31 protein-coding genes and 1 tRNA gene are annotated in these 23,344 nt (G+C 61.9%); 25 read left to right on the top strand and 7 right to left on the bottom strand.

Features of this window, described 5'->3' with window-relative positions; translation table 11 throughout:
- Positions 1-66: 66 nt before the first annotated feature.
- Genes NKJ12_RS21380 through NKJ12_RS21370 form a run of 3 tightly spaced genes read left to right on the top strand, consistent with a single transcriptional unit; the run spans position 67 to position 2,224 of the window.
- The gene (locus NKJ12_RS21380) at positions 67-1,476 is read left to right on the top strand and encodes a hypothetical protein (protein WP_352704893.1); all 1,410 of its coding nucleotides are present in this window, start codon (positions 67-69) and stop codon (positions 1,474-1,476) included.
- On the top strand, positions 1,477-1,857 hold the full coding sequence (locus NKJ12_RS21375) for a hypothetical protein (protein WP_352704891.1): 381 nt from the start codon (positions 1,477-1,479) through the stop codon (positions 1,855-1,857).
- 4 nt (positions 1,858-1,861) lie between these two features.
- Positions 1,862-2,224: a hypothetical protein gene (locus tag NKJ12_RS21370; protein ID WP_352704889.1), complete on the top strand. Its 363-nt coding sequence runs from the start codon at positions 1,862-1,864 to the stop codon at positions 2,222-2,224.
- A gap of 298 nt (positions 2,225-2,522) precedes the next feature.
- On the opposite strand, the gene NKJ12_RS21365 is transcribed toward NKJ12_RS21370, so the two are convergent.
- Complete coding sequence (locus NKJ12_RS21365) at positions 2,523-2,867, bottom strand: hypothetical protein (protein WP_352704887.1); 345 nt, start codon at positions 2,865-2,867, stop codon at positions 2,523-2,525.
- A 36-nt stretch (positions 2,868-2,903) separates the two neighbouring features.
- Here NKJ12_RS21365 and NKJ12_RS21360 point away from each other — a divergent pair, with 36 nt between their 5' ends.
- Together NKJ12_RS21360 and NKJ12_RS21355 are read left to right on the top strand one after the other, a co-directional pair.
- Positions 2,904-4,586: a TolB-like translocation protein gene (locus NKJ12_RS21360; RefSeq protein ID WP_352704886.1), complete on the top strand. Its 1,683-nt coding sequence runs from the start codon at positions 2,904-2,906 to the stop codon at positions 4,584-4,586.
- 2 nt (positions 4,587-4,588) lie between these two features.
- A complete protein-coding gene (locus NKJ12_RS21355) occupies positions 4,589-5,629 on the top strand; it encodes a hypothetical protein (RefSeq protein WP_352704884.1) in 1,041 nt (346 codons plus the stop codon).
- Here NKJ12_RS21355 and NKJ12_RS21350 read toward each other — a convergent pair.
- The gene (locus NKJ12_RS21350) at positions 5,599-6,315 is read right to left on the bottom strand and encodes an SGNH/GDSL hydrolase family protein (RefSeq protein WP_352704882.1); all 717 of its coding nucleotides are present in this window, start codon (positions 6,313-6,315) and stop codon (positions 5,599-5,601) included. The genes NKJ12_RS21355 and NKJ12_RS21350 overlap by 31 nt on opposite strands.
- Before the next feature lie 118 nt (positions 6,316-6,433).
- Here NKJ12_RS21350 and NKJ12_RS21345 point away from each other — a divergent pair, with 118 nt between their 5' ends.
- From NKJ12_RS21345 to NKJ12_RS21315, 7 genes are all read left to right on the top strand, one after another.
- Positions 6,434-7,612 carry an N-acetylmuramidase domain-containing protein gene (locus NKJ12_RS21345; protein WP_352704881.1) on the top strand — a complete coding sequence of 393 codons (1,179 nt, stop codon included), beginning with the start codon at positions 6,434-6,436 and terminating at the stop codon, positions 7,610-7,612.
- On the top strand, positions 7,609-8,022 hold the full coding sequence (locus NKJ12_RS21340; RefSeq protein WP_352704879.1) for a hypothetical protein: 414 nt from the start codon (positions 7,609-7,611) through the stop codon (positions 8,020-8,022). Before NKJ12_RS21345 ends, NKJ12_RS21340 begins: the two co-directional genes overlap by 4 nt.
- A 177-nt stretch (positions 8,023-8,199) precedes the next feature.
- Positions 8,200-8,469, top strand: coding sequence for a hypothetical protein (locus tag NKJ12_RS21335; RefSeq protein WP_352704877.1), 270 nt, complete (start codon positions 8,200-8,202; stop codon positions 8,467-8,469).
- 19 nt (positions 8,470-8,488) lie between these two features.
- Positions 8,489-8,818, top strand: coding sequence for a hypothetical protein (locus NKJ12_RS21330; RefSeq protein WP_352704875.1), 330 nt, complete (start codon positions 8,489-8,491; stop codon positions 8,816-8,818).
- Positions 8,819-8,831: 13 nt separating this feature from the next.
- Complete coding sequence (locus NKJ12_RS21325) at positions 8,832-9,344, top strand: hypothetical protein (RefSeq protein ID WP_352704873.1); 513 nt, start codon at positions 8,832-8,834, stop codon at positions 9,342-9,344.
- Between the two features lie 49 nt (positions 9,345-9,393).
- Positions 9,394-9,606 (top strand): hypothetical protein, encoded by a 213-nt coding sequence (locus NKJ12_RS21320; protein WP_352704871.1) that lies wholly within the window; start codon positions 9,394-9,396, stop codon positions 9,604-9,606.
- Positions 9,607-9,781: 175 nt separating this feature from the next.
- Positions 9,782-10,612 carry an ATP-dependent DNA ligase gene (locus tag NKJ12_RS21315; protein WP_352704870.1) on the top strand — a complete coding sequence of 277 codons (831 nt, stop codon included), beginning with the start codon at positions 9,782-9,784 and terminating at the stop codon, positions 10,610-10,612.
- Positions 10,613-10,615: 3 nt separating this feature from the next.
- Here NKJ12_RS21315 and NKJ12_RS21310 read toward each other — a convergent pair whose 3' ends face one another.
- Positions 10,616-10,867, bottom strand: coding sequence for a DNA -binding domain-containing protein (locus NKJ12_RS21310; protein ID WP_352704868.1), 252 nt, complete (start codon positions 10,865-10,867; stop codon positions 10,616-10,618).
- 113 nt (positions 10,868-10,980) lie between these two features.
- Between NKJ12_RS21310 and NKJ12_RS21305 the strand changes: the two genes are divergently transcribed.
- Positions 10,981-11,232: a hypothetical protein gene (locus NKJ12_RS21305; protein ID WP_352704866.1), complete on the top strand. Its 252-nt coding sequence runs from the start codon at positions 10,981-10,983 to the stop codon at positions 11,230-11,232.
- Between the two features lie 469 nt (positions 11,233-11,701).
- Here the strand turns inward: NKJ12_RS21305 and NKJ12_RS21300 are convergent, their stop codons facing one another.
- Positions 11,702-12,169, bottom strand: coding sequence for a YidB family protein (locus NKJ12_RS21300; RefSeq protein ID WP_254817132.1), 468 nt, complete (start codon positions 12,167-12,169; stop codon positions 11,702-11,704).
- 159 nt (positions 12,170-12,328) lie between these two features.
- Here NKJ12_RS21300 and NKJ12_RS21295 point away from each other — a divergent pair, with 159 nt between their 5' ends.
- Positions 12,329-12,586 carry a GlsB/YeaQ/YmgE family stress response membrane protein gene (locus NKJ12_RS21295; protein ID WP_023717513.1) on the top strand — a complete coding sequence of 86 codons (258 nt, stop codon included), beginning with the start codon at positions 12,329-12,331 and terminating at the stop codon, positions 12,584-12,586.
- 74 nt (positions 12,587-12,660) lie between these two features.
- On the opposite strand, the gene NKJ12_RS21290 is transcribed toward NKJ12_RS21295, so the two are convergent.
- From NKJ12_RS21290 to NKJ12_RS21280, 3 genes are all read right to left on the bottom strand, one after another.
- Positions 12,661-13,290 (bottom strand): N-acetylmuramoyl-L-alanine amidase, encoded by a 630-nt coding sequence (locus NKJ12_RS21290; protein WP_352704864.1) that lies wholly within the window; start codon positions 13,288-13,290, stop codon positions 12,661-12,663.
- A 104-nt stretch (positions 13,291-13,394) separates the two neighbouring features.
- Complete coding sequence (locus tag NKJ12_RS21285; protein ID WP_352704862.1) at positions 13,395-13,850, bottom strand: GFA family protein; 456 nt, start codon at positions 13,848-13,850, stop codon at positions 13,395-13,397.
- A 43-nt stretch (positions 13,851-13,893) separates the two neighbouring features.
- Positions 13,894-14,781: a DMT family transporter gene (locus NKJ12_RS21280; RefSeq protein ID WP_352704860.1), complete on the bottom strand. Its 888-nt coding sequence runs from the start codon at positions 14,779-14,781 to the stop codon at positions 13,894-13,896.
- Between the two features lie 270 nt (positions 14,782-15,051).
- Between NKJ12_RS21280 and tuf the strand changes: the two genes are divergently transcribed.
- From tuf to rplL, 11 genes are all read left to right on the top strand, one after another.
- The gene (tuf, locus tag NKJ12_RS21275) at positions 15,052-16,227 is read left to right on the top strand and encodes an elongation factor Tu (protein ID WP_254817137.1); all 1,176 of its coding nucleotides are present in this window, start codon (positions 15,052-15,054) and stop codon (positions 16,225-16,227) included.
- A gap of 159 nt (positions 16,228-16,386) precedes the next feature.
- On the top strand, positions 16,387-18,072 hold the full coding sequence (locus tag NKJ12_RS21270; protein ID WP_352509925.1) for a COG3904 family protein: 1,686 nt from the start codon (positions 16,387-16,389) through the stop codon (positions 18,070-18,072).
- Between the two features lie 97 nt (positions 18,073-18,169).
- The gene (locus tag NKJ12_RS21265) at positions 18,170-18,652 is read left to right on the top strand and encodes a group II truncated hemoglobin (protein ID WP_352509926.1); all 483 of its coding nucleotides are present in this window, start codon (positions 18,170-18,172) and stop codon (positions 18,650-18,652) included.
- 48 nt (positions 18,653-18,700) lie between these two features.
- On the top strand, positions 18,701-19,297 hold the full coding sequence (locus NKJ12_RS21260; RefSeq protein ID WP_352509927.1) for a hypothetical protein: 597 nt from the start codon (positions 18,701-18,703) through the stop codon (positions 19,295-19,297).
- Between the two features lie 77 nt (positions 19,298-19,374).
- A tRNA-Trp gene (locus NKJ12_RS21255) sits at positions 19,375-19,450 on the top strand.
- Between the two features lie 363 nt (positions 19,451-19,813).
- On the top strand, positions 19,814-20,017 hold the full coding sequence (gene secE, locus NKJ12_RS21250; protein ID WP_023680439.1) for a preprotein translocase subunit SecE: 204 nt from the start codon (positions 19,814-19,816) through the stop codon (positions 20,015-20,017).
- Positions 20,018-20,044: 27 nt separating this feature from the next.
- A complete protein-coding gene (nusG, locus tag NKJ12_RS21245) occupies positions 20,045-20,572 on the top strand; it encodes a transcription termination/antitermination protein NusG (protein WP_006333333.1) in 528 nt (175 codons plus the stop codon).
- Between the two features lie 160 nt (positions 20,573-20,732).
- Positions 20,733-21,161, top strand: coding sequence for a 50S ribosomal protein L11 (gene rplK / locus NKJ12_RS21240; protein WP_254817141.1), 429 nt, complete (start codon positions 20,733-20,735; stop codon positions 21,159-21,161).
- A 4-nt stretch (positions 21,162-21,165) separates the two neighbouring features.
- Positions 21,166-21,864 carry a 50S ribosomal protein L1 gene (gene rplA, locus NKJ12_RS21235; protein ID WP_254817142.1) on the top strand — a complete coding sequence of 233 codons (699 nt, stop codon included), beginning with the start codon at positions 21,166-21,168 and terminating at the stop codon, positions 21,862-21,864.
- Positions 21,865-22,254: 390 nt separating this feature from the next.
- Positions 22,255-22,773, top strand: a complete 519-nt coding sequence (gene rplJ / locus NKJ12_RS21230) for a 50S ribosomal protein L10 (protein ID WP_008875657.1) — start codon at positions 22,255-22,257, stop codon at positions 22,771-22,773.
- Positions 22,774-22,827: 54 nt separating this feature from the next.
- The gene (rplL, locus tag NKJ12_RS21225) at positions 22,828-23,205 is read left to right on the top strand and encodes a 50S ribosomal protein L7/L12 (protein WP_140752948.1); all 378 of its coding nucleotides are present in this window, start codon (positions 22,828-22,830) and stop codon (positions 23,203-23,205) included.
- The last annotated feature ends 139 nt before the right edge of the window (positions 23,206-23,344 follow it).

The raw sequence follows: 23,344 nt of genomic DNA, 5'->3' as shown, positions 1-23,344 counted from the left end.
TTGCCTCACGGGCCGCATCCTCGCCTTTTCGGCTGGCCCCCTTTCTCCTTCACCGGATTGTAAATCATGGCCGCACCCGACCTGTTTGGGATACTCGATGTCGTCAAGAAACTGACGCCGCCGGCGGGCATGGGCACCGCCCATGTCGATGGCTTCTCCTGGGCGCGCAACGGCCTGTCCTATGGCGATTCGACCAAGCTGACCGCCGACGACTGGAACCGCATCATCGCCAATTTGCGCGTCGTGCTGATCGCCTCCGGGGTCAATCTTTCAACCCTCGACCCGGCCGACCCGGCGCTGTTGCAGACCGTGCTGCAGCTCTATCTCGGCGCGGCGGTCACCGACATCCTGTCCGGCGTCGATGTCGGCGGCTACGGCATGATGGCGAAGTCGATCTATGACGCCAACAATGACGGGCTGATCGATATCGACCATGGCGGCACCGGCGCGTCGAGCCTGATCGATGCCGCCGATAATCTGTCGGCCATGTCGACCGACATCGCCAGCGCGGCGACCACCGATCTCGGCGATGCCACCGGGATCAATATCCGCATCACCGGCACGGACGCGATCTCTTCCTTCGGCTCGGCGCCGAATGGCGCCATCCGCCGCCTGACTTTTGCCGCAGCGCTGACGCTGACCCATAACGCCACCAGCCTGATTCTGATCGGCGGCGCTGACCTTGTGACCGAGGCCGGCGATACCGCCTGGATGCAGTCGCTCGGCTCCGGCAACTGGCGCATGCTCGGCTTTTTCAGGGCCAGCGGCGCTGCGCTCAGCAGCATTCTGCGGCAAGGCTCAAACCCGCTGCCGACCGCCGAAGGCGATATCCGCTGGGATACCGACGACAACATCCTGGTCATCGGCGACGGCGCCGGGCAAAGGCTGTTCCTGCCGGCGCCGGCTGGCCTGTTGGCGGGCGACGTGCTCTATGCGACGGCGCCGAAGGTACTGGCGCGCCTGCCCAAGGGCGCGGCCCGGCGCACGCTGCGCATGAATGCCGCCGCGACCGCACCGGAATATGGCGGCGGCAACGGCCTGCCCGACGCCATCCTCGAGGACCAGAAGGCGTCCGGCGTCAGCGGCGGCTCTTCGGCGCCCGGTAATGGCGCCTGGGTGACGCACATCCTCAACACCAAGGTGCGCGACCCTTACAATCTGATGGCGCTGGCCAGCAACGTCTTCACGCCGGCGAACGATGGCCGGGTTGAATGGCAAGTCGTCGGCTATGGCACCGAACTGCAAGTGCGTCTGTTCGACGTGACCGCCGGAGCCGAGGTCGGCATCGGCATGGGCGCTGGAGGCAACACGTCGCCGGACACGGGTTGCATCGCCATCGGCGGCGCGATGGTCGTCGGCGGCCACGCCTATCGCCTGGAATGGCGCACGTCACACACGCATGCCAACGGCCTCGGCCTGGCCTTCGGCTTCGGCTCGATCGAGGTCTATGCCCGCCTGAAATATTGGGGAGATTAGATGAGCAATTTCGTCCTCGTCGAAAACGGCATCGTCGTTCAGTCCGACCGAACGGGCGCCGCCCCGGAAGGCTTTATCGAAGCCGATGATGCGGTCTGCCCCGGCTTCCTGTTCGACGGCGAAGTCTTCACCTCGCCCGTACCGGTGCCGGTCATTCCGGACCGGGTATCCGCGCGGCAGTTCAAGCTGCAGCTGCTCGCCGCCGGATTGCTGGCCGAGGTCGAAGCCTGGATCGCGGGGCAAGGCCCGGCCATCCAGATCGCCTATGACAACAGCGGCAGCTTCGTGCGCACCGATCCGACGATGCAGGCCGGCTTTGCCGCGCTGGGCTTTTCGGGCGCGCAGGTTGATGCCTTCTTCACAGCGGCATCGGTTCTCTGAAATCATGGCAAAATATGTTTTCCCCGATGTCGAGCCGATCCGGCCCGGCTACGATTTCCAGATGCGCCTCCAGTTCCCGCAGGATCTGTGGGACGCCGAACAGATCGGCAGCGGCCGGCTGGTGGCGCAGTTCCGCGCCGCCGTGCCTGGACCGGTGCTGTTCGAAGCCGACACGATAGATCTGACGATCCAGCGCGAGGCGCCGCGCACGCTGGCCTTCTTCCTGTCGGAGGAAGCGACCAAGCCTTTCGTCGCCTCGACCATCGTCGTGTTCGATATCGCCCGCTTCGACGGCGACGACAGCCGCATGGTGCTCGACAAAGTGATCTGGCCAGTTCTGACAACGGTGACCCGCGATGTCGTATGACGCGATCCTCGAAATCCCCAATGTCGTCGTCGTCTCCGGCCCGGCTGGCCAATCCTTCCTGCCGGTCGACGATGCCGCCGAGCTGGTCGCCGATTTCGGCCGCGACGGCGACCGCGCCATCATTCGCGCCAATGGCGACGAGTGGCTGAAGACGGCCGGTTCGTGGGCCGCGACCGGCGAAAATTTCTGGGGCACGCTGCTGGCGCAGGGTGCTGCCCAGGTCCAGCAGGCCGCCGCGTCGGCAACGCAAGCCGAAACGATCGCTGAACAGTTCGGCGACCTCGAGACCGGCATTACGCTAGCGCAGGCGGCCGCTGCGGCCGCTGCGGGCGATGCCGGCCAGACCGCGGCGGATCGTGCGCAGACCGGTGCCGACCGCACTCAAACCGGCCTTGATCGCACGGCAACCGGCGCCGACGCTGGCCAGACCGCTGCCGATCGCGTCGCGGCCGCCGCCGATCGTGCGCAAACCACGCTGGATCGCGGGGCGACCGACGCCGATGCCGGCCAGACGGCGGCCGATCGCATTGCCACCACTGCCGACCGCGCGCAAACCGGCCTCGATCGCGCGGCGACCGGCGCCGATGCCGCCCAGACCGCAGCCGATCGGATTGCTACCGCGGCCGATGTTGTCTCGACCCATGCCGATGTTGGCCTTGCCAATGCGGCGATCGGCGGGGTGATCTATGACACCACGGCCGCCGGCATCGCGGCCACTACCAACGGGCAGTTCTTCATCGTCAAGGGCGACGGCACGAACACCTATGCCTTGATGTATAAGAACGTCGCCGCCGTGGCGACGCTGGTCGCCAGCTATCCGAGTAAAACCGCGTTCGATCTCGCGTTTGATATGATCACAGAATGGATGGCTTTCGGCGGCCTGCTCGGCATTGCTTTCGTCGACACTGCGGGAAAGATTTATGGCGGCTACCGTCAGGACGATGCCCTGTTCCGTTCTCGTCTTGCCCTGGAAAGCAGCGCTGGCGCCATTTCCTACAGCTACAATGCGGCCACCGGGTACACTGACGTAAATGTCATTGGCCTTGAAGCATCGGCTTCTGAGCAGATTGTCGCCGGCAATGTCGCCTACGCGCCGATTGTCGATGCCAACTATAAAGTGTTCGGCTACGGCAGGGCCGATGGCTCCTATTATTTTCATCACCTGGTGGCGGGCAAGATCGACGGCGTGGCCGGTGGCGCTATCGACAGTTCCGCATATTATTTCACGGTCGAGGATGTGTCCGGCCTAAACCAGGTTATCCGCTACACAAAGGCGACCGGCGTCAGAACTCAAATGACGACGGGGTCGAATAACTCTGGCCCGCACCTTTCGTCAGACGGAAGCAACGTCATCTATTCGAGTGACCGCACAACGCCAGCGAGCGAGTTCTTTCAGTCGGTAGCTGGCGGCGAAGAAAATCGCGTAATTGGCACCAGTCTTATTGTGCCGGTTGGCAACTCTCTTTCAACCAGCGGCGGACTTGGCTATTACACCGGGCTTCTGGCGCTGCGGCCCAACGCCTCCTTCCATCTTGAAGCCGTTTCAGGGCAACGGTCAGATGACATGGCCTATCGCCTTGGGGCTACCCCGTTCTCGGGATCGGTCGCAGGCGCGTCCATTCCTGCATCAGGCGCCGTGGTCATTACAGGTCTCGAAACCTCCATCTTCCGTCTGTGGCAAGGCGCGACTGGCGCGCTGCGGGTGAGCATAGCCGGCGTTCCCGGCAACCTCGCTCTCACCGGCTACGGCACCGTTCCAGTCTATACTTTCACACGAGATACAGCCGGATCTATCGTTGCGGTCAGCAACCCGGTTGTCATTACGCCGACTAGCGGCGTTTTGGTCGGCTCAACTGATGCATCGGCGGCGATGGCCCTCAAGGATGTGCTGTCCGGCATATGCATTCTTTGGTTGACCTATAACGACATTGAGCCGGGGTTCAGTCTGGCAACGTCGATGGCTAACATTGCAGCCATCGTCAACAAGGTTCGCCCGCTGGTTAAAAAGATGCTGATCGTTTGCGATCACATCGGGCTCGCTCGCCTGACGGATGCCACGGCGCGAGCCAATGGCTGCCCGGCCGGCATTGGCAGGGCCGGTACGGAAGCGATCAGCAAACAGTGGATTGAGGCAAGTCAGGCTCTCACTGCGGCGACGCTTGCCGCCTATCCGGGCGAGTGCCTTGATCTTCACGCCGCCCTTATCGCGGATGGTTACACTCAAAACGTCACTGTTCTCGGCGTCGTTTATCCGCTCGTCACCTTGGCGATCTTAGGCGACGGCGTTCACCCGACAACCGCGCTCGGCAAGACCGTCGAGGCGGGACACATCAACGACAGCCTATTGGCTAGAGGGCTTTAAAAATGGCAAGGTCTCTCATCATTAAGTCCCCATCAGCCATGGCTGCTGGCGTATCCAACCCAACTCTTTTGAAAGACGGGTTGCTGAACGCCGGCTCACTCTGGCTGTTCGACGCGCTCCGGCTGGGCACTTGGGACCCATCAACCGCGGTCGTCGCGGCCAATGCTGTTGTCGGCAATTTGGTGACCGGAGCACCGTCTGCTCTGATTAAGAACAACACGGCCGGCATCGGAGGCGCCGGCACGGCGGTGCTCTCGACCGGGACCGTTGCGTCCATCACGCTCGACGCCGGCGGTTCTGGTTACGCTGCTGCGCCCACCGTTTATCTCGTCGGAGGTGGCGGCACTGGTGCTACAGCAACCGCCAACGTTTCAGGTGGAGCAATCACGGGCTTCAATGTCACTGCGCCAGGATCAGGCTACACCAGCGCGCCTGAAGTCGTAATCGGAGGCCTGAAATTCAGCCCCACCAAGAAGGGCTTTATCCTTGGCCCGACCGCTGACCACGGTGGCATCCAGATCGGCAGCGGCGCTCAATATTTCCAGAGCAATCTCACCCACGATTACTATATGTCGACCATCGTAACCCATCCGGCCGTTGATCCTACCGGGCACATAGGCTTGTTGTTGGTAAAGGGCGCTGCTGCGAACTATGCCGCGTCCGACGTTCCGACGATGGCTCGCCGCTATACGGGCGGCGGCGATATGGCGGTGCGCTTTGATAGTGACGCCGGCAATCCGCTTACGGCGATCAATCTTGGATCGCCGGCCGGCCTGCACCACATCGCCTGCGCTAAGGTTGGAACCAACAACTTCTATTTTCAAGACGGCGTGTTGGTCGACAGTAAGTCGATCGCCGCTCGGACGCCCTGGGTATCCAACCTGTCCCCGTTCACTTGGGGCAATGGCGCGATTGCCGGTATGACGGCATGTCCTGGCCTGACGATGCATCGCACCTATGGCGAGGATTTGACTATTTCGGCGCGAACAGCCGCCGCTGTGGCGGCGCAAGACTACGCCGAAAACATCGCGCGGTTTGCTTGATCGGGCGCCTTTTCTATATTGGTTGAAGAGACCATGTTGATGGCCTGCTCAACCAGTGGGTCCCAATACCGATATCCGACCGGAGAGAAGTGAACTCCGTCCCGAAACGCGGCGTCATACACCAGACCAGCCTCCAGAACAGCGCTGCGAAAGAGTGTCGCGACATCGTGGATTTTCGCCGTGGGCAAAGCGGCGATCTCGTCGTTCTCCATTGCAATCAGCCTGCGATTGAAGCGCGACACCCATTGACCAGCCGAAGCGATATCGGTGATCGTCAGCATGACGAGGGGTTTTTCTCCGAACGAGCGCGAAAGCGCGTCGAGGGCGGATCGAAAGTAAAGGCGACGAAACTCAAGATCGTCGCCCTCGCTTGTTTGCGCGTCGTTCAGTCCAATAGAAACCACGGCTCCGGCGACCTTGCTCCACAGGTGCGCGCCCTTGACGCGACTTACCGCGGCTAAGACATCGGCGATGCGGGAGCCGCTATAGGAACCCCGTGCAACGCGAGGGTTGCCGGTCCCGGCGCACGACGCTTCAACCAGGCTGTCGCCCAGGAGCAAGATCTGCGGAACCGTGGCTCGTCTTAAATGCGCGATAAGGTCGGCCTCGCGATCGGCCCTCGAAGTCCCGACCAATTTGCGAAGAATGAACCGCGAACGTGAGACCGCGTCCCCGACGAGTGTCATGTGAGATTTCCCCCAAAGCCCGCGATCTTCTTAGCTGGTTTTATTTGGCTCGGCTAGATCACGCGAAACCCAAAACATCTACAACCCAACCTGCCCGCGAGGGCGGAAAGGAACTGCCATGGACACCACGTTCAAGGGCGATGCGAAGCGCATCACCGATCTCGACATACCGCGCATCGGCGCGATCATCGGCGTCGGCGAGGATGAAATTCACGCCTTCATGGACGTCGAAGCGGCAGGTTCCGGCTTCGACGCCAAAGGCCGGCCGAAGCTGCTGTTCGAGCCGCATGTTTTCTACCGCAACTTGTCCGGCGCGAAGCGCACCGCCGCGGTGAAGGCCGGGCTAGCCTATGCCAAATGGGGCGCAGAGCCCTATCCAAAGGACAGCTATCAGCGCCTGATCGCGGCCATGGCGCTCGACCAGATGGCGGCGTTGAAGTCGGCGTCGTGGGGCCTGACGCAGATCCTCGGCGAGAACTTCAAGGCTGCCGGCTTCCCGTCTGTCCAGACCATGGTGCAAGCGTTCATGGATGACGAAGCGGCGCATCTCGAGGCGACGGTGAAGCTGCTTGTCGCCTGGAAGGTGGACGACGATCTGCGCGCGCATCGCTGGCCGGTTGTCGCCGAGACCTGGAACGGCCCCGGCTACAAGAAAAACCGCTACGATTCGAAGCTCGCCTCAGCCTATGCCAAATGGCAGAGGATTAAGGATACTCCCTTCTCGCCTGAAGCGCATGCCAAGCCGGTCGCACCTGCTGAACCCGTCGCGCCATCGGCTCCGGCCGTCGACAAGGCCACGATCGAGCGGGTCCAGAAACAGCTCAAGGATCTCGGCTATACCGAGGTCGGCGGTGTCGACGGCAAGGGCGGCACGATGACTTCGACGGCGATCCGCGCCTTCCGCGCCGAGAATGGCCTGCCCGAAGGTGATGGCATCGACGATGCGCTGCTGCTGTCGCTGCAGAAAGCAAAGCCGCGCGTGCTGGCGCCGGCGCGCAGTGAAGCGCCACCCGAGGTCGTTCGCGAAAAGGTGCCGGAGGTGCGCACCAACTGGCTGACCAAGGTCGGCGCGTTCTTCGCCAGCATCGCCGCGCTGATCGGCAGCTTCTTTGACGGCATTCTCGGCAATCTTGACCAGGCTTCGGGCGTCATGCAGCCGGTGAAAGACGCCGCCGGCGACGTGCCCGGCTGGGTGTGGATGCTGGCGATCGCTGGCGTTGCCGGAGGACTCTTCCTGATCGCCCGCCATGGCGAGAAGAAGGGCGTCGAGGCGTTCCAGAGCGGAGCGCGGCGATGATGAGCGAGTATCGCTGCACCTGGTGGGAATACACTGGCCGTCATTCCGAGTTCAAGGAAGGCGTTGCCTCTCCGATCATGCGCAACTTGGAAACCGGGGATGAGGTCATCGGCCGTGATCTGCCGATTGGCGCACTGTGGGTTGCGGAAGGCGACGGCTATCCGAAAGGTGCCGATGGGCTCGCGATCTGCTGCCGTTTGCATGGCCATCACACCTGGTTCATCGACGGCCGGGCATCCAACTGCACGATGAAGGACGATAGCGCTCATCGGTGCTGGGTCCGGCACGGTACCGTGGGCGAAACCATTCACGTCGACAAGGACGGCAACACCTGCGCGGCCGGCGCAGGCTCGATCGCCATAACGGGCTTTCACGGCTTCCTGCATCACGGCGTTCTGAGGGATTGTTGATGTCTGCGCTCATCGGAATAGTCGCCGGCTTAGTTGGCGTTCCACGACCCTTTGCCGGGATCCTGGCATGGGCCTTCATACTGCTCGCGATCTCGGGCGCCGCCTTTGGCGGCTACGAACTCATCAAGCATTGGGGAGCGCAGGAAGTGCGCGACCAGATCGAAAAGGAAAATCAGGATGCGATCCGCAAAGGCGTTGAGGCGAGCCGGTCACTTGACGATTGTGTTGCTGCTGGCGGGGTGTGGGACTTCCGGCGTCAACGGTGTTCCGGCGCTGCGCTTGGCCCTCGGTAACAGCCTGACGGGTGCGCAGGGCAAGACCGTCGAGGATCAGAACCGGATCGACCACACGGTGGCGCCGGGCTGCGCCATCGGCCTCTACAAGCCCGCCGAATGCGACCGCCACACCAAGGCCAGCGCGGCACGCCGCGCCGAACTGAAATCATGAAAGGGCGAGTGGAGAAACGATGGCGGAGAGAGATCCTAGCCAACTGCCGGATCGATGGAGGGATCTCGATAAGCGGACCATCGAGATGGTCTACCGCTGGAACGAGGAAGAGCGCGAACGCATGATCCAGGTCAGCCACCTGACCAAGAAGCAGATGGACCGGCTGGACCAGTTTTTGAAGCTGCCGGACGACAAATGGGAGGCAGGCTTCAGGATCGTCACCCGCTCGGTGCTGTTCAACAAGACGCTGCGCTCGGCGCCAAAATTCGTGCTTGGGCTTGCCGCCGTGCTGGTGGCGCTGAACCAGCTCTGGGCGCTGCTGGCGCCCTACCTGAGGTCGCTCAAATGACGGTGCTGGCCAAATGACGGTGCTGGAAAGAACGCGCGCCTTCGACTGGCGCTCCGCGCTGGTCGCGTCCCCCTTTGCCGTGCTCTTGGCATGGTTGGTCACCATCCTGATCGACCGCGAGCCGCCGACCGTGTTCGAATCGGCGAGCGTGCTGACGCCGCAGGTGCCGCAGGGCGGCGTGCTCGACGTCCAGTACACGGTGATCCAGAACCGCATCTGCGCGGCGACCGTCGAGCGCTACGTCACCGATTCGGATGGCACCGTGCATGTGCCATCGACCTACACGGTCGGCCGCCGGCCGCTGATCGACGGCTATCCGCCGGAAGGCCGCGAGACCTATCAGCGCTCCATCACCATCCCGCTGGCGACCGCGCTCGGCCGGGCGCACTACGAGGCGCGCTTCACCTACACCTGCAACGTCCTGCAGAAGCTGGCCTTCCCAATCGAGGTGACGGCGCCGACGGTCTATTTCGACATCGTGCCGGCGCCGGCGCCGCTGATGCCGCTGACGCCGGAATCACCTTAGCAATCCGCGCCCGGCGGCTCCGGGCAATCTCCCAAAGGAAAACACTTACATGACCACGACCATCAAGGTGAACACCAACGGCAACTATGTTTCGACAATCAAGATCAACGGCGTCGAGTCCGGCACGGTCGGTCCAGGCTTCCCGGCTGAAAAGTCGTTCGGCCTTCCGCACAACAACGGCGGCCCCTCGGTGTTCGAGGTGTTCGAGCGCCAGGCCACGCCCGAGGAGATCGAGGCTGCGAAGGCGGCCGCGACCAGCTGATCATTCTCCCGGCACCAGCACTATGATGATGATCGCCCGCCGTGCCGAAAGGCGCGGCGGGCTTTTTGCGTTCGGGAACCGAAACGTTCAAAGTTTATTGAATAGGGTGCGTTGCGTTGGGGTTTGTATGAGCGGGGCGAGGTTGGCGTTTATTCCTCCGATGGAGCCCAAGCTGGTGGCCAAGCCGCCCGGAGGCGACGACTGGATTCACGAGGTCAAGCTCGACGGCTACCGCTCCCAGATCGTTATCAACAGCCCCGAGGATATTCGCGTCTTCACCAGAACCGGTGCGGACTGGACGAGCAAATATACCGGGCTGGTCGAAGCAGCGCGGGAGCTCGAGGTCGAGAACGCCATCATCGACGGCGAGGCTGTCGTCACCAACGAGGCCGGGCTGCCGGATTTCGCAGCACTCCAGAAAGCCGTCCACAGCGATCCCTACGCGATGATTCTCGGCGCCTTCGACATTCTGCACCTCGACGGCCACGACCTGCGCGACATCGGCTGCAAGGCGCGCCGCGAAATGCTCTATGGCATCATGAAGCCGAATAGCAGGATCCAGTTCAGCGAGGCCATGCCCGGCGACGCCAAGGCGATCTTCTACCTTGTCGACCAAGCTGAGCTCGAGGGGATCGTCTCGAAGCGCGCCGACAGCAAATATCGCAGCGGCCTCACATCGAACTGGCTGAAGACAAAGAGCTGGACCATCGACGAATTCGAACTGCTCGGCGTCGAGCGCGAGCCGGGCAAGGCGGCATTCGCGTTGCTGGCTGATCCCGGCACCGGCAAATATCTCGGTACCGCCTTCATCACCTTGGGCCGCGACATGAAAGATAGGCTATTGAAGCGCGTCCGGGAGCACGCCGGCCCGCCGCCAGAGGCCATGAAGAAGCGGCCGACGACGCAGTGGGTCAAGCCTGGCGTAAAGCTGCGCGTGAAGCATCTCCGTGGCGATCACAGCCACATACGCCATGCCTCGCTGCTGGGTTTTGGCGATGAGGAATAGCAGTCAACCGGCGAACAGTTCCTTGTAGCCGGTCGTCACCATCCAGTTCGCCCGGTCGATATGGCTGCGAACAGCCTTGCGAGCGCGGACCGGTTCAAGCAGGGGGTCGATGCCGAGAATGAGCTTGGCCATCTCCTCTTCGCTGGCATTGTCAGCGCAGGCGTCCAGGATCCGCATGTAGATGGTGAAATTCTCTTTGTCGTAAACCGTGATGGAATCCGACCACGGAACTTCTTCAAGGAGTCCAGGTTTCATGACGAACATGCCCTTTCAGATTGCCATGTCCCCGGGATGATGCCGCGGGCTTGGCATTCGTCAAGGGCCAGCCCTATATCGACCGGATGGCGAAAGGCTGGACACTACAATCATTGATCGATGGCAAGATGCGGCTCATCGCGTTTTGCCACAATCCAAAATGCCACCACAATCAGGCGCTCGACCTGGAGGGGATCAAGGCGAAGCTCGGCCCTGACGCGCCGGCGATGTCGGATGACCTCATTCCAAAGCTGAAATGCGCCAGGTGCGGCGGTAAGCAGGTCGGCCTGACCTACACTCCCGCCGACGACGAGATGAAACGCGTGGACGTGAGCGCTTATCGAAAGGCGAGGGAAGGGCGCTGACTGCGCCCAGAAAGCGCCCAGATACGACCGCGAAGCGCTCAGTTTCGGGGGGAATAGCTGGGCACAAACGGCACGAAAAAGCCCGGAAATCCGCCATTCCTGCGGTTTGAACGCTCGTTTACACCGAACATGTCGGAAGTCGGCAGGGCGGCACTATCCACGAGTGACACGCCTCCTGATCCCGACGGCATAATTTGACACGGCCAAAGGCAGCAATGACACGGCGCATTGATTTCATTGTATTTCTAGGAGCCTTCCAAGCTGAATATGCGGGTTCGATTCCCGCTACCCGCTCCAGATTTCCTCCAGGCCACGGCGCACTTCGCGCACGATCCCGAAGCAGGCAGCGCCAGCGAAGCGCTTGCCGATAGTTCAAAGTGTTCGATGCGCGTCCAGAAGGACGCGCATCTTAATCTGTGTTTTACGCATATCGTTGTCCCGAACCGCAGGCGGCGTTGGGCGACAGGCGTCAGCTCGCGAATTTGCTGAATATGGACGCGAGCTGGTTCTGCTGCGGCACTTGCCCGTTCGGCGTCAGCTGGTCGACAAGTCCCGGCAAGGCTGCCGACAATTGCTGGAGCAATTCCTGCTGATTCAGGCCCGTCCTTTGCGCGATCTCCTGAATGATTTGCGGCCCGAGAGCACTGCCCAGATCGTTGGGGTTGATCGGCTGGTTCTGACCGGTGCCGACCCACGAATTGGCGACGTTGCCGTGGCCGGCGTCCTTCAGTTTGTCGAGCAGGCCGCCCAGACCGCCAAGCAGTCCGCCGTCGGCGGATGCGGTTGTATCCGGCGGGACGGGGGCAGGGCTCTGCGCTGCCTCCGGCTGGGCGGAACTTCCACTGCTCAGCATTTTTCCCACCAAAAGTGCGCCGAGCGCGATCATCAGCGGCTTGGCGACGTTGCCGCCGGGAACGGCATTGTCAAACAGTCCCATTGTGGATCTCCATGTCAAATTGCCCGTCCGTCTCCGACAATGACGCATTCATGGCGAATTTCAAGCCGGTTTGAGCTTTCCGTAATCATGATTTTCAAGTTGGCTTGAGCTTTGCTTAATAATGTGGAAGTAATCGGGTGCGGGGAACGGAGAGGAAAAATGTCAATATTAAGCTGGATTATTCTCGGCGTCATCGCCGGCTTCATAGGCAGCAAGATCGTCAATAAAAGCGGGCAGGGCCTGGTGCTCGATATCGTGCTTGGGATTGTCGGGGCTATCGTCGGCGGACTGATCTTCAGCGCCTTTGGTGCGTCGGGCGTCACCGGGCTTAACATCTATAGCCTGATCGTAGCCGTGGTCGGTGCCGTGGTTGTCCTGTGGGCCTATCACCAGTTCAGCGGCAAGAGGGCTCTGTAGAAGCCGTCCGGCAGTTGCGTCGGCATTCACCCGAATACCGAGCGCCTATCTGATCCTTTTGAGGATCTGGCGGATCAGCGTGTTGAGGCGGCTTCCAGCCCTCTCACCATGATCGGCCATAGTTCCTCCAGCAATCGCTGCCATACGGCATCGCGCCCAATCCTCACGGGCAGATTGGGCATCTTGCCCATTGCCGCCGTCACGTCGCGACGCAGCCGCTCGCCACAGGCGCTTGCGCCGCTGATCGTTGGATCGAAGGGCAGCCGGGTGAAGTCCCATTTTCCGCGTTGCTCGATGCCGAGATTGCCCTCGACCTCTGCATGCGAGAGCACCGTTTTGGGCGTGACCTTGATGCGGTAATATTTGCAGAGTTCGGCGACAACCGCGGTCATCGCGTTCCACTGTGCCCTGGTCATCGGATAGCGGCCGGCATCGAACGGCCTTTCCTCCGCCCCGGCCATGCAGCAGAGCGAAACCCCGATCGAGCCGCCATTGCAGTTGAGCGTGTGCGCGGCATATCCCGGTTTTACCCGACCCGAATTGAGCGCGATCGAAGGCCGGCCCCTGACCAAACGGCCATTCCCCTCGACCAGTATGTGATACGCATCCCTATCGGTATCGCCGGCCGAATGCGAGCCTGCCGTCCAATGGCAAATGACGCGCCTCATCGCAACATTGGGCAACCAGTCGGGCGGCAATGCCACAGAAATCTCCGCGACATAAATTCAGTGACGGAGCACAGTATAGTTTGCTTGGCGGCGGACGCGAAAACGAAACGATAGTTTGGTTGAGCGTTTCTAACGGTCAGCTATTCGCCGGCATCTCCGGCGACCGCGTGTTCTTCATACTGCGGCAGATCGTCGGTGATCGTGAACCACTTCGCCTTGGAGCCGACGAAGATGTGCTGCGTCGGGCGGATGGTTGGCTCGTCGACGAGGCTTCCCATGGCGACATGCACGAAGGCACCGTCCCGGACCACCGAATAGAGCAACGAGCCGCAAGTCTTGCAGTGCGCGTCATGGCCGGTTTCGTCGCCGAAGATCATGAGATTGTCCTCGCCCCTCGCCAGGCTCAGCCTGTCGCGCTCGATGCCGGCGAATGGCTTGAAGGCCGAGCCGGTGGTGCGCCGGCAGTTCGAGCAGTGGCAGTTCGCGGCATAGACGAACGCGTCCGCCACCGCGTACTGAACGGCGCCGCACAGGCACTTTCCGGCGAGCATGCGGTTGCTTGCATTCTGGTTGTTTCCGTTCTCCGGGCTTGCCATACGCTTCTCCACTCAGGCGATCGTCCCTACACCCTCTCCAGCTCTAGGCGACGACGGTTAACCGGCGCTTGCGCTCGTCGAGCGAGACAATGGTCAACCCGCTGGCGACCACCAGCAGGATACCGCAGATGGCCAGCGCATTCGGGAGCTGCCGGAAAACCACCAGGCCTGAAATCACCGCCCAGACGGTAAAGCAATAGTAGAACGGCGCCACCACGCTGGTCGGCCCGACACGATAGGCCATGAAGATGAAGAAGTGGCCGAAGATCAGGAACAGTCCGGCGCCGCCCATCAGCAGCAGGTGACGGGTTTCAGGCACCACCCATTGCTCGGAAACCAGATGCGCAACGCCGGCGCCGGCGAGCACCACAATCACCGCGGAAATAGCCACGACCATTCCCGGCACGTCGGCGGCGACCTTGCGCCCGGCCAGATCGCGCGCCGCGGACAGGGCTGCATTGCCGAGCGCCAGCAGGGCGTAAACCGAAATCCCCTGCATCGTCGGTTGTGCCACCATCACCGCGCCGACAAAGCCGAGCCCGATCAGCGCCAGGCGTACCCCGCCGATCCGTTCGCCAAACAGCATCGAGGAGCCGACCAGCATCAGCAAGGGCGTGATCTGCCCGAGCGCGGTGGAATCGGCGATCTGCATGTTGGCGAGCGCCACCACGTAGCAAAGGATCGCACCCAGTTCGAGCAGGTTCCTGCGCAAAACCGTCGCATCGAGGATCAGCGGAATCTGCTTGCCATAGCCCAGCATGAACAGCAGCGGAATGCCCCACAACGTTGCCGCAGCGCCGCGCAGGAACAGCACCTCATAGGGCGGCAGTCCCGCGGTTGCGAGCTTCATCATCGTATCGTTGACGATGTAGGACCCGGTCGAAACGACCATGAACAGCGGGCCTCGTATGGCAGTCGGGATGAAATGCATCGGCCCACGAAATCAGACCGGCGCCAAAGCGGCAATGGGCCAGATCCGCCTGTAAATCCGTCAAAGCCGTCAGCCGCCGCCGTAGCCATTCCATTTGCCCTTGTTCGTTCCTATATCCGCGCCACATTCTCCGAAACCGGATCACGCGTTCGGGCGGGCGAGCGCGCTCGGCGACAAGGCACTTGTGTTTTTCGGCCTTAGTCGCTAATCGCCCCGCATTCGACTGAACTGAAGGTCCAGGCCGTCCCAGGCCGTCCAAGGAAAGAGACTATGGCAAAAGGTAAATTCGAGCGCACTAAGCCTCATGTGAACATTGGCACGATTGGTCACGTCGACCATGGCAAGACGTCGCTGACGGCGGCGATCACCAAGTATTTTGGCGAATACAAGCGCTACGACCAGATCGATGCGGCGCCCGAAGAGAAGGCGCGCGGCATCACCATTTCGACGGCGCACGTCGAATACGAGACCGCCAACCGCCACTATGCCCATGTCGACTGCCCCGGCCACGCCGACTATGTGAAGAACATGATCACCGGTGCCGCGCAGATGGACGGCGCGATCCTGGTGGTGTCGGCCGCCGACGGCCCGATGCCGCAGACCCGCGAGCACATCCTGCTCGCCCGCCAGGTCGGCGTGCCCTCGATCGTGGTGTTCTTGAACAAGGTCGACCAGGTCGACGACGCCGAGCTGCTCGAGCTGGTCGAGCTCGAGGTGCGTGAGCTTCTGACCAAGAACGAGTTCCCCGGCGACGACATTCCGATCGTCAAGGGTTCGGCGCTTGCCGCACTTGAAGACAGCGACAAGAAGATCGGCGAGGACGCCATCCGCGAACTGATGGCTGCGGTCGATGCCTACATTCCGACGCCGGTTCGTCCGCTCGACAAGCCGTTCCTGATGCCGATCGAGGACGTGTTCTCGATCTCGGGCCGCGGCACGGTGGTGACCGGCCGCGTCGAGCGCGGCGTCGTCAAGGTCGGCGAGGAGCTGGAGATCGTCGGCATCCGTCCGACCACCAAGACGACCTGCACGGGCGTCGAGATGTTCCGCAAGCTGCTCGACCAGGGCCAGGCCGGCGACAACATCGGCGCGCTGCTGCGCGGTGTCGACCGTGAGGGCGTCGAGCGCGGCCAGGTCCTGGCCAAGCCCGGCACCGTCAAGCCGCACAAGAAGTTCGTTGCCGAAGCCTACATCCTGACCAAGGACGAGGGCGGCCGCCACACGCCGTTCTTCACCAACTACCGTCCGCAGTTCTATTTCCGCACGACGGACGTGACCGGCATCGTGTCGCTGCCGGAAGGCACCGAGATGGTGATGCCGGGCGACAACATCACCGTCGATGTCGAGCTGATCGTGCCGATCGCCATGGAAGAGAAGCTGCGCTTCGCCATCCGTGAAGGCGGCCGCACCGTCGGTGCCGGCATCGTCGTCACCATCAAAGAGTAATCGCCGGCGCTGCCGGTTGAGATCGGATGCAAAGGGGCGGTCTTCGGGCCGCCCTTTTGATTCTGATATTCTGGCAATGGATTAACCGCATTGCTTCAAATCCTGTTGCAAGCGCCTCTGCCATAACTAGTATAGGTTGCATCGAGGGGGGCTGCCCGAATGGTTCCATGGCGCCGTTTGCATAGTCAGGCATGGTGGTCGCTAGGGCTGATCTGCCTGGTGTCGTTGCTTGCCATGGGCCACGCTGCCTTCGCAGCGGATGCAAAGAAATCCACGCCGGAAAAATCCGCGCCGGATTTCGGCCCGACGATGCGGTTCGTCGTCGTCCGCAGCAGCGCGCCGGGCTGCGAGCCGACCTGTCCGGAATGGATATCGGCGGAAGGCTCGATAGAAGCCGGCACACCGGCCCTGTTCAAACGCGCGCTGAAAGCGCTTGGCGGCCGAAAGCTGCCGATCGTCGTCGATTCCCCCGGCGGCAATGTCGAAGCGGCGCTGACACTTGGTCGCCTGATCCGCAAGAACAAGCTCGATATCGCCGTTGGCAAAACCCGCTTCGTCGGCTGTCTGCCAGATGTGAAGAACTGCAAGGAAAACGACGGCAAGGGCGCCCGTTATTTTGGCAATGCTTATGCCGATGGCGCCATCTGCAATTCCGCCTGTCCGTTGATGTTTTCCGGTGGCATCCGGCGCGTGGTCGGGGAATGGGCCTTTCTCGGCGTCCATCAGATCACCACGACCTATATCCGGACGAAATTGCTGTACCGCACCACTTATCGCATGGTGAAAGGCAAGAAGAAGATACTCAGCACCAGGGTCGTCAGCCGGAAGAACGCCGGCAGCTACAAGACCTATGAGATGAACAAGCCGCTGGAGCGGAAGCTGGCGGCCTATCTGAAGGAGATGGGCGTCGGCCTGGGTGTGCTCGAGACCATGAAAAGCACACCGGCCAGCGGTATCCAGCAATTGGCTCCCTACGACATGCTGCAAATGAATCTCGTCACCAGCCGGGATGCCGTCGACCTGCTGACCGCGCCAACCCTATGCACGTCCGATCCGTTGCCGGCGAGTTGCAGGGAGGTGCCGGCGCCGGCGAATATCACGAAGCCGGCCGGCGAAGTGGTGGCGAAAGCCGAGCCTGCACCCGCAGGGCTCGAAACCCCGCGGCCGAAGGAGGTCGCAGACATGCGCTTCGTCCTGGTCCGCGGCAGCAACCCGCTTTGCAATCCAAACTGCCCGGAATGGATCTCGGCCGAAGGCGCGATTGCGCCTCAGACCCCGCAGAAGCTGCGCCAGTTGCTCGCCATGCTTGGCAACCGACGGCTGCCGGTGGTGGTCAGCTCACAAGGAGGCGACCTGTTCAGTGCTCTGGCGGTGGGGCGACTTATCCACGAAAAGAAGCTCGACATCGCCGTCGCCCGCACCGATTTTGTTGGCTGCGACCCGGGAGAGTGGAGTTGCTTGGCTAAAGAGGGCGCCTATGCCGGCCTGACCGTCGATTCGGGAGCGGTATGCGATTCGGCGTGCGCGCTCATGCTTGCCGGCGGCGTCAGACGGTTTGTCGGTCCGCAAGCGCGGCTCGGCATGTACCTGATGGGACAGCAGCAGATAATTAAGCCCTATCTCGAGGACATGGCGATTGGTCCCGGTCTATTCGCCGCGCTCGAGCAGCGCTCGGTCGAGCGCCAGCTCGAACCCGACCTAATGCTGAAGGTTGGACTGACGACGGGGCCGCAATCGGTGGACGCGCTGACGGGCGCCACCATCTGCAAGCCGTCGCCGAAGCCCGACAACTGCCGCGTTCTGCCGTCCGCCAGCGCCGAGGCAGAGACTCCGGCGAAGCTTTAGCGTAACCTTGCACTGCCCATCGAGGCAGGTTGAGCGGTCGCTCGGTGCTTCCGCTATCGTCCAGCGCGGTTGAAGACCAGCATGGGAGGGATCGCAAATGAGCCAGGATGCCCCGACATTGTTCGAATGGGCCGGTGGCACCGAAGCGCTGAACCGCCTGACCCAAACCTTCTACGACAACGTCTCTCGGGATCCCATCGTCGGGCCGGTGTTCAAGCACATGTCGCCGGACCATCCCGCTCACGTCGCGGCCTTCATCGGCGAAGTTTTCGGTGGACCGAAAACCTACAGCGAAAAGCATGGCGGCCATCGCGAGATGGTGATGCACCATCTCGGCAAGCATCTGACCGAGGAGCAGCGCCGGCGCTGGATCAATCTTCTCGCCGACGCCGCCGACGAGATCGGGCTGCCTGACGATCCCGAATTCCGCTCGGCTTTCATGGCCTATGTCGAATGGGGATCGCGGCTGGCCAGGATGAATTCCAACAAGGGCCCGACCTGCGATCCCGAGACGGAACCAATGCCGGCCTGGGGTTGGGGGGTGCCGGGCGGGCCTTACAAGCCGCCTTCGGGAACCTGACCGCGCGCGAATCGGTCGAAAGCCTGCCGGCCAGGAAAACGGGTGGCTATGGAGGTCTCGGTCCTCCAGGCTAACGGTTTAAAGTCGCCGTCGAATGGCGCGGCCACATTGAAAACCGGAGGCTTTGCGATGAGATCGGAAGGCAAGAAAAATTCAAACAGCGTCTTTGACAGCGACCGCGGAATCCGAAATCCGTTTGGCGTCATGGACGTCCCCACTCCCGACGACGAGGAGGTGTCGGCGTTCGCCGCCGGCGTGAAACTGGAGGGAACTCCAAGCGATGAAAATGCCGAGGCCTGGGGCACCGAAAGCGACCGCGACCGCAACGACACCATCGAAGGCAGCTGGTCCAGCCGTTGGAACGGCGGTGCCGATCCCACGATCCCGGGCGATACCGAGGATAAATGGAAGTCTGGCCGGGGCGAGGTGAAGACGGCGGGAGAGAGGGTTTACCTGCTGTTCGATTGGCATAATGGCGTGCGCAAGGGGCTCATCGATGCCCGGCGCCAGGGTGCGAAAGGGCTGGTGGGAAAATACATCAATCTGACCGACCCGAAAATCGTGCGTCCATGGGTCGGCTTGATCGTCAGCAATCAACGGATCGACGGGAAATGGCCGGGAGGACGCCTGGACTTTCGAAGATGAAGGCCGGGTAGCGCACGTCGCTCTTTACAGAGCGCGCGGAAGCTTTTAGGAAGCGCCTGCTGCGCCGACATGCGCATACGGGCATAGCTCAGTTGGTAGAGCGGCGGTCTCCAAAACCGCAGGTCGTAGGTTCGAGCCCTGCTGCCCGTGCCATTCTTCGAATGGATACCTAAAACGATTCTTTTGCAGTGCGGCCTTTGAAAACCGGCTTGTGACTTGCCATATAGCATAAGTTGCGGCATAAGGGCCGCATAGCCGGGACGGAACGACTGGATGGTTCCGAGGCGGCGTTTGGGCATAAAGCGGACACTTGCCACTTGCGTGGATCAAGAATCGGTTTTATGTAGACGAAACAGACACGCGACGCGTGGAGCTGGGAAGCCGGCTTTACGCGTCTGATTTGCATGGGCGAAATGATTGCGCTGATTCGGCGCGAACGCACGCTCAAGCGGCACGTCCCGGCCAGCGGGATCATCCAGGAGACCCGGCCAACGGGTCTTGCAGACAGAGCGGCATATGGCTTCGAAAACCACAAATCCTTTCACCTTTCTCCAGCAGGTTCGCGCGGAGACCGCCAAGGTCACTTGGCCGTCGCGGCGCGAAACGATGATCTCGACGGTGATGGTCCTTGTGTTCGCGGTCATCGCGATGATCTTTTTCTTTACCGCAGACGTGGCCATGGGCTTTGCGGTCGAAAAAATCCTCGGCCTCGGACAGTAAGTCCGGCGATTACGGAGAAGTCTTGAAATGACCGCGCGGTGGTACATCGTCCACGCCTACTCGAACTTTGAAAAGAAGGTCGCCGAGGACATCGAGAACAAGGCCAAGCAGAAGGGCCTGTCCGCCGACATCGAGCAGATCGTGGTGCCGACCGAGAAGGTCGTCGAGATCCGCCGCGGCCGCAAGGTCGATGCCGAGCGCAAGTTCTTTCCGGGCTATGTGCTGCTGAAAGCCAATCTGACCGATGCCGTGTTCTCGCTCGTCAAGAACACGCCGAAGGTCACCGGTTTCCTGGGCGACTCCAAGCCGGTGCCGATCACCGAAGCCGAAGCCCAGCGTATCCTGAACCAGGTTCAGGAAGGCGTCGAGCGGCCGAAGCCCTCGGTGACGTTCGAGATCGGCGAAGCGATCCGCGTTTCGGATGGACCATTCGCGTCGTTCAACGGTTTCGTCCAGGAAGTGGACGAAGAGCGGGCGCGGCTCAAGGTGGAAGTATCGATCTTCGGGCGCGCCGTGCCGGTCGATCTGGAATTCGGACAGGTCGAGAAGGGCTGATCCGAAATCCCTGCACCGGTTTCGGCGGCAGGGAAGGCGGCGCGGAGATCGCGCGGCCAAAAACGGGTGGGAGGCGAATGCGGCTTTAGCCGGCCGCGCGGACCGCACCACCAGACTGCAACCGCCGGCAAGACCGGCATGAGAAAAGGCAGGAAGAGAGATGGCTAAGAAGATTGCAGGCCAGCTCAAGCTCCAGGTTTCCGCGGGATCGGCCACGCCGTCGCCCCCGATCGGCCCGGCGCTTGGTCAGCGTGGCATCAACATCATGGAGTTCTGCAAGGCGTTCAACGCGCAGACCCAGGAAATGGAAAAGGGTTCGCCGGTTCCGGTCGTCATCACCTACTACCAGGACAAGTCGTTCACCTTTGTCATGAAGACGCCGCCGGTGAGCTATTTCCTGAAGAAGGCCGCCAACCTGAAGTCGGGTTCCAAGGAGCCGGGCAAGCTCAAGGCCGGTACGATCGGCCGCGACAAGGTGCGCGCCATCGCCGAGCAGAAGATGAAGGATCTGAACGCAAACGACGTCGAGGCGGCCATGCGCATGGTCGAGGGCTCCGCCCGCTCGATGGGTCTGGAAGTGGTGGGCTGAGATCATGGCAAAGATTGCAAAGCGTGTATCGAAGACCCGCGAAGGCATCGATCCCAACAAGGCTTACGCTTTGGGTGAGGCGCTGAAGCTGCTCAAGGATCGCTCCTCGGTGAAGTTTGATGAGACCGTCGAGGTCGCGATGAACCTCGGCGTCGATCCCCGCCATGCCGACCAGATGGTCCGCGGCGTGGTCAATCTGCCGAACGGCACCGGCCGCAGCGTTCGCGTCGCCGTGTTCGCGCGCGGCGACAAGGCCGAAGAGGCCAAGGCCGCCGGCGCCGACATCGTCGGAGCCGAGGACCTGGTCGACATCGTCCAGAAGGGCACGATCGACTTTGACCGTTGCATCGCCACGCCGGACATGATGCCGCTGGTCGGCCGTCTCGGCAAAGTGCTCGGTCCGCGCGGCATGATGCCGAACCCGAAGGTCGGCACCGTCACCACTGACGTTGCCGCCGCTGTCAAGGCATCGAAGGGCGGCGCCGTCGAGTTCCGCGTCGAGAAGGCCGGCATCGTTCATGCCGGCGTCGGCAAGGTGTCGTTCGACGTCAAGGCGCTGGAAGAAAACGTCCGCGCCTTCGCAGACGCGGTGACCAGGGCAAAGCCGGCTGGGGCCAAGGGCAACTACGTCAAGAAGGTGTCGGTCACCTCGACGATGGGCCCGGGCCTCAAGCTCGATGTCTCGACGCTCGCAGCGTCCTGATACGAACAATTGGATCGGCCGCTAAAACGCTGATCCGTGAAAGAATTCCGGGCCTCCGACCTGTCGGTGGCCCGGTACCGGAAGTCGAAAGGCTTCCGGACATCCTGTCCGAGATTGCAGGCGGCCCCAAGCCTTAGGTGATGTGGGCCTTAATTCATGTGGGCCTGCATGAGACGGGTGAAGACCGGACAAAGGGGCGAAAGCTCCAATGAAAGGTTCGAACCGTGTTTGCCTTTTGTCTGCGCACCGTCCGGCTAGCCGGCAGGTGTGGCGAAAGGGGGCAGGATCCTCGAGCGTCGTTCGGGAGATCCGTTACTGGATGGCCCGGCCGGCAAAAGGCAACCCGACGCCTGTCCTTCGTAGAGGGCAGGGGTCAACTGGAGATAGGCAGTGGACAGAGCGGAAAAACGCGAACTCGTCACGGGCCTGAATGATGCGTTTTCAAGCGCTGGTTCAGTCGTCGTGGCCCACTACGCCGGTATCACCGTCGCGCAAATGAACGACCTTCGGTCGAAAATGCGCGCCGCCGGTGGCACCGTCAAAGTCGCGAAGAACCGTCTCGCCAAAATCGCTCTTCAGGGCACGGACTCCGCATCGATCATCGAGCTGTTCAAGGGACAGACGCTGATCGCCTATTCGGAGGATCCGATTGCGGCGCCGAAGGTCGCGTCCGATTTCGCCAAGGGAAATGACAAGCTCGTCATTCTCGGTGGCGCAATGGGCACCACCTCGCTCAACGCCGACGGTGTGAAGGCACTCGCCACACTCCCGTCGCTCGATGAGCTGCGCGCCAGGCTGGTTGGCATGATCGCCACGCCGGCAACCCGGATCGCCCAGATCGTCAATGCGCCTGCGGCCTCGGTCGCGCGCGTCATCGGCGCTTACGCCCGGAAGGACGAGGCGGCATGAGGCCGTTCCTCGCTATCACAAACACACGTTCGAACCTTATGAAGGAACATTGCAATGGCTGATCTGGCAAAGATCGTAGACGACCTTTCGAAGCTGACCGTCCTCGAGGCGGCCGAGCTGTCGAAGCTTCTTGAAGAAAAGTGGGGCGTTTCCGCCGCTGCTCCGGTGGCGGTTGCCGCTGCCGGCGGCGCTGCGGCCGCTGCTGCTCCTGTCGAGGAAAAGACGGAATTCGACGTCGTCCTCACCGAGGCAGGCGCTCAGAAGATCAACGTCATCAAGGAAGTTCGCGCCATCACCGGTCTTGGCCTCAAGGAAGCCAAGGACCTGGTCGAGGCGGCTCCGAAGCCGGTCAAGGAAGGCGTTTCCAAGGCCGACGCGGACAAGTTCAAGGCCCAGCTGGAAGCAGCCGGCGCCAAGGTTGAACTGAAGTAAGCGTTGAGTACCGGGGGGCGGCCGACCGCCCGCCGCCACAACCCAAAACGGGAGGGGGGGGGCAATAGGCGCAAAGTGAGAAAAAAAAATTAAAGAGGGGCCCAAAACAGCCATAAGGAAAACGGGTTTTTACCGGTTT

It is taken from the genome of Mesorhizobium sp. M0195 (assembly GCF_040322115.1).
In the GTDB taxonomy this organism is placed as follows: Bacteria; Pseudomonadota; Alphaproteobacteria; order Rhizobiales; family Rhizobiaceae; genus Mesorhizobium.
Note: the sequence above shows the minus strand (reverse complement) of the source record. Positions and strands in the feature narration are given on the sequence as shown.

What these genes read in the sequence shown, in the direction of transcription:
- NKJ12_RS21265 (WP_352509926.1), top strand. Translation starts at nt 18,170, where the DNA reads ATGAGCCAGGATGCCCCGACATTGTTCGAATGGGCCGGTGGCACCGAA.
- tuf (WP_254817137.1), top strand. Translation starts at nt 15,052, where the DNA reads ATGGCAAAAGGTAAATTCGAGCGCACTAAGCCTCATGTGAACATTGGC.
- NKJ12_RS21340 (WP_352704879.1), top strand. Translation starts at nt 7,609, where the DNA reads ATGATGAGCGAGTATCGCTGCACCTGGTGGGAATACACTGGCCGTCAT.
- NKJ12_RS21300 (WP_254817132.1), bottom strand. Translation starts at nt 12,169, where the DNA reads ATGGGACTGTTTGACAATGCCGTTCCCGGCGGCAACGTCGCCAAGCCG.
- NKJ12_RS21380 (WP_352704893.1), top strand. Translation starts at nt 67, where the DNA reads ATGGCCGCACCCGACCTGTTTGGGATACTCGATGTCGTCAAGAAACTG.
- NKJ12_RS21355 (WP_352704884.1), top strand. Translation starts at nt 4,589, where the DNA reads ATGGCAAGGTCTCTCATCATTAAGTCCCCATCAGCCATGGCTGCTGGC.
- secE (WP_023680439.1), top strand. Translation starts at nt 19,814, where the DNA reads ATGGCTTCGAAAACCACAAATCCTTTCACCTTTCTCCAGCAGGTTCGC.
- NKJ12_RS21330 (WP_352704875.1), top strand. Translation starts at nt 8,489, where the DNA reads ATGGCGGAGAGAGATCCTAGCCAACTGCCGGATCGATGGAGGGATCTC.
- NKJ12_RS21325 (WP_352704873.1), top strand. Translation starts at nt 8,832, where the DNA reads ATGACGGTGCTGGAAAGAACGCGCGCCTTCGACTGGCGCTCCGCGCTG.
- rplK (WP_254817141.1), top strand. Translation starts at nt 20,733, where the DNA reads ATGGCTAAGAAGATTGCAGGCCAGCTCAAGCTCCAGGTTTCCGCGGGA.
- NKJ12_RS21285 (WP_352704862.1), bottom strand. Translation starts at nt 13,850, where the DNA reads ATGGCAAGCCCGGAGAACGGAAACAACCAGAATGCAAGCAACCGCATG.
- rplA (WP_254817142.1), top strand. Translation starts at nt 21,166, where the DNA reads ATGGCAAAGATTGCAAAGCGTGTATCGAAGACCCGCGAAGGCATCGAT.
- NKJ12_RS21335 (WP_352704877.1), top strand. Translation starts at nt 8,200, where the DNA reads ATGCGATCCGCAAAGGCGTTGAGGCGAGCCGGTCACTTGACGATTGTG.
- NKJ12_RS21320 (WP_352704871.1), top strand. Translation starts at nt 9,394, where the DNA reads ATGACCACGACCATCAAGGTGAACACCAACGGCAACTATGTTTCGACA.
- NKJ12_RS21270 (WP_352509925.1), top strand. Translation starts at nt 16,387, where the DNA reads ATGGTTCCATGGCGCCGTTTGCATAGTCAGGCATGGTGGTCGCTAGGG.
- NKJ12_RS21295 (WP_023717513.1), top strand. Translation starts at nt 12,329, where the DNA reads ATGTCAATATTAAGCTGGATTATTCTCGGCGTCATCGCCGGCTTCATA.
- NKJ12_RS21350 (WP_352704882.1), bottom strand. Translation starts at nt 6,315, where the DNA reads ATGACACTCGTCGGGGACGCGGTCTCACGTTCGCGGTTCATTCTTCGC.
- NKJ12_RS21370 (WP_352704889.1), top strand. Translation starts at nt 1,862, where the DNA reads ATGGCAAAATATGTTTTCCCCGATGTCGAGCCGATCCGGCCCGGCTAC.
- rplL (WP_140752948.1), top strand. Translation starts at nt 22,828, where the DNA reads ATGGCTGATCTGGCAAAGATCGTAGACGACCTTTCGAAGCTGACCGTC.
- NKJ12_RS21260 (WP_352509927.1), top strand. Translation starts at nt 18,701, where the DNA reads ATGGAGGTCTCGGTCCTCCAGGCTAACGGTTTAAAGTCGCCGTCGAAT.
- NKJ12_RS21280 (WP_352704860.1), bottom strand. Translation starts at nt 14,781, where the DNA reads ATGCATTTCATCCCGACTGCCATACGAGGCCCGCTGTTCATGGTCGTT.
- NKJ12_RS21310 (WP_352704868.1), bottom strand. Translation starts at nt 10,867, where the DNA reads ATGAAACCTGGACTCCTTGAAGAAGTTCCGTGGTCGGATTCCATCACG.
- nusG (WP_006333333.1), top strand. Translation starts at nt 20,045, where the DNA reads ATGACCGCGCGGTGGTACATCGTCCACGCCTACTCGAACTTTGAAAAG.
- NKJ12_RS21375 (WP_352704891.1), top strand. Translation starts at nt 1,477, where the DNA reads ATGAGCAATTTCGTCCTCGTCGAAAACGGCATCGTCGTTCAGTCCGAC.
- NKJ12_RS21345 (WP_352704881.1), top strand. Translation starts at nt 6,434, where the DNA reads ATGGACACCACGTTCAAGGGCGATGCGAAGCGCATCACCGATCTCGAC.
- NKJ12_RS21365 (WP_352704887.1), bottom strand. Translation starts at nt 2,867, where the DNA reads ATGGGTCGAGACAACATCGGCCGCGGTAGCAATCCGATCGGCTGCGGT.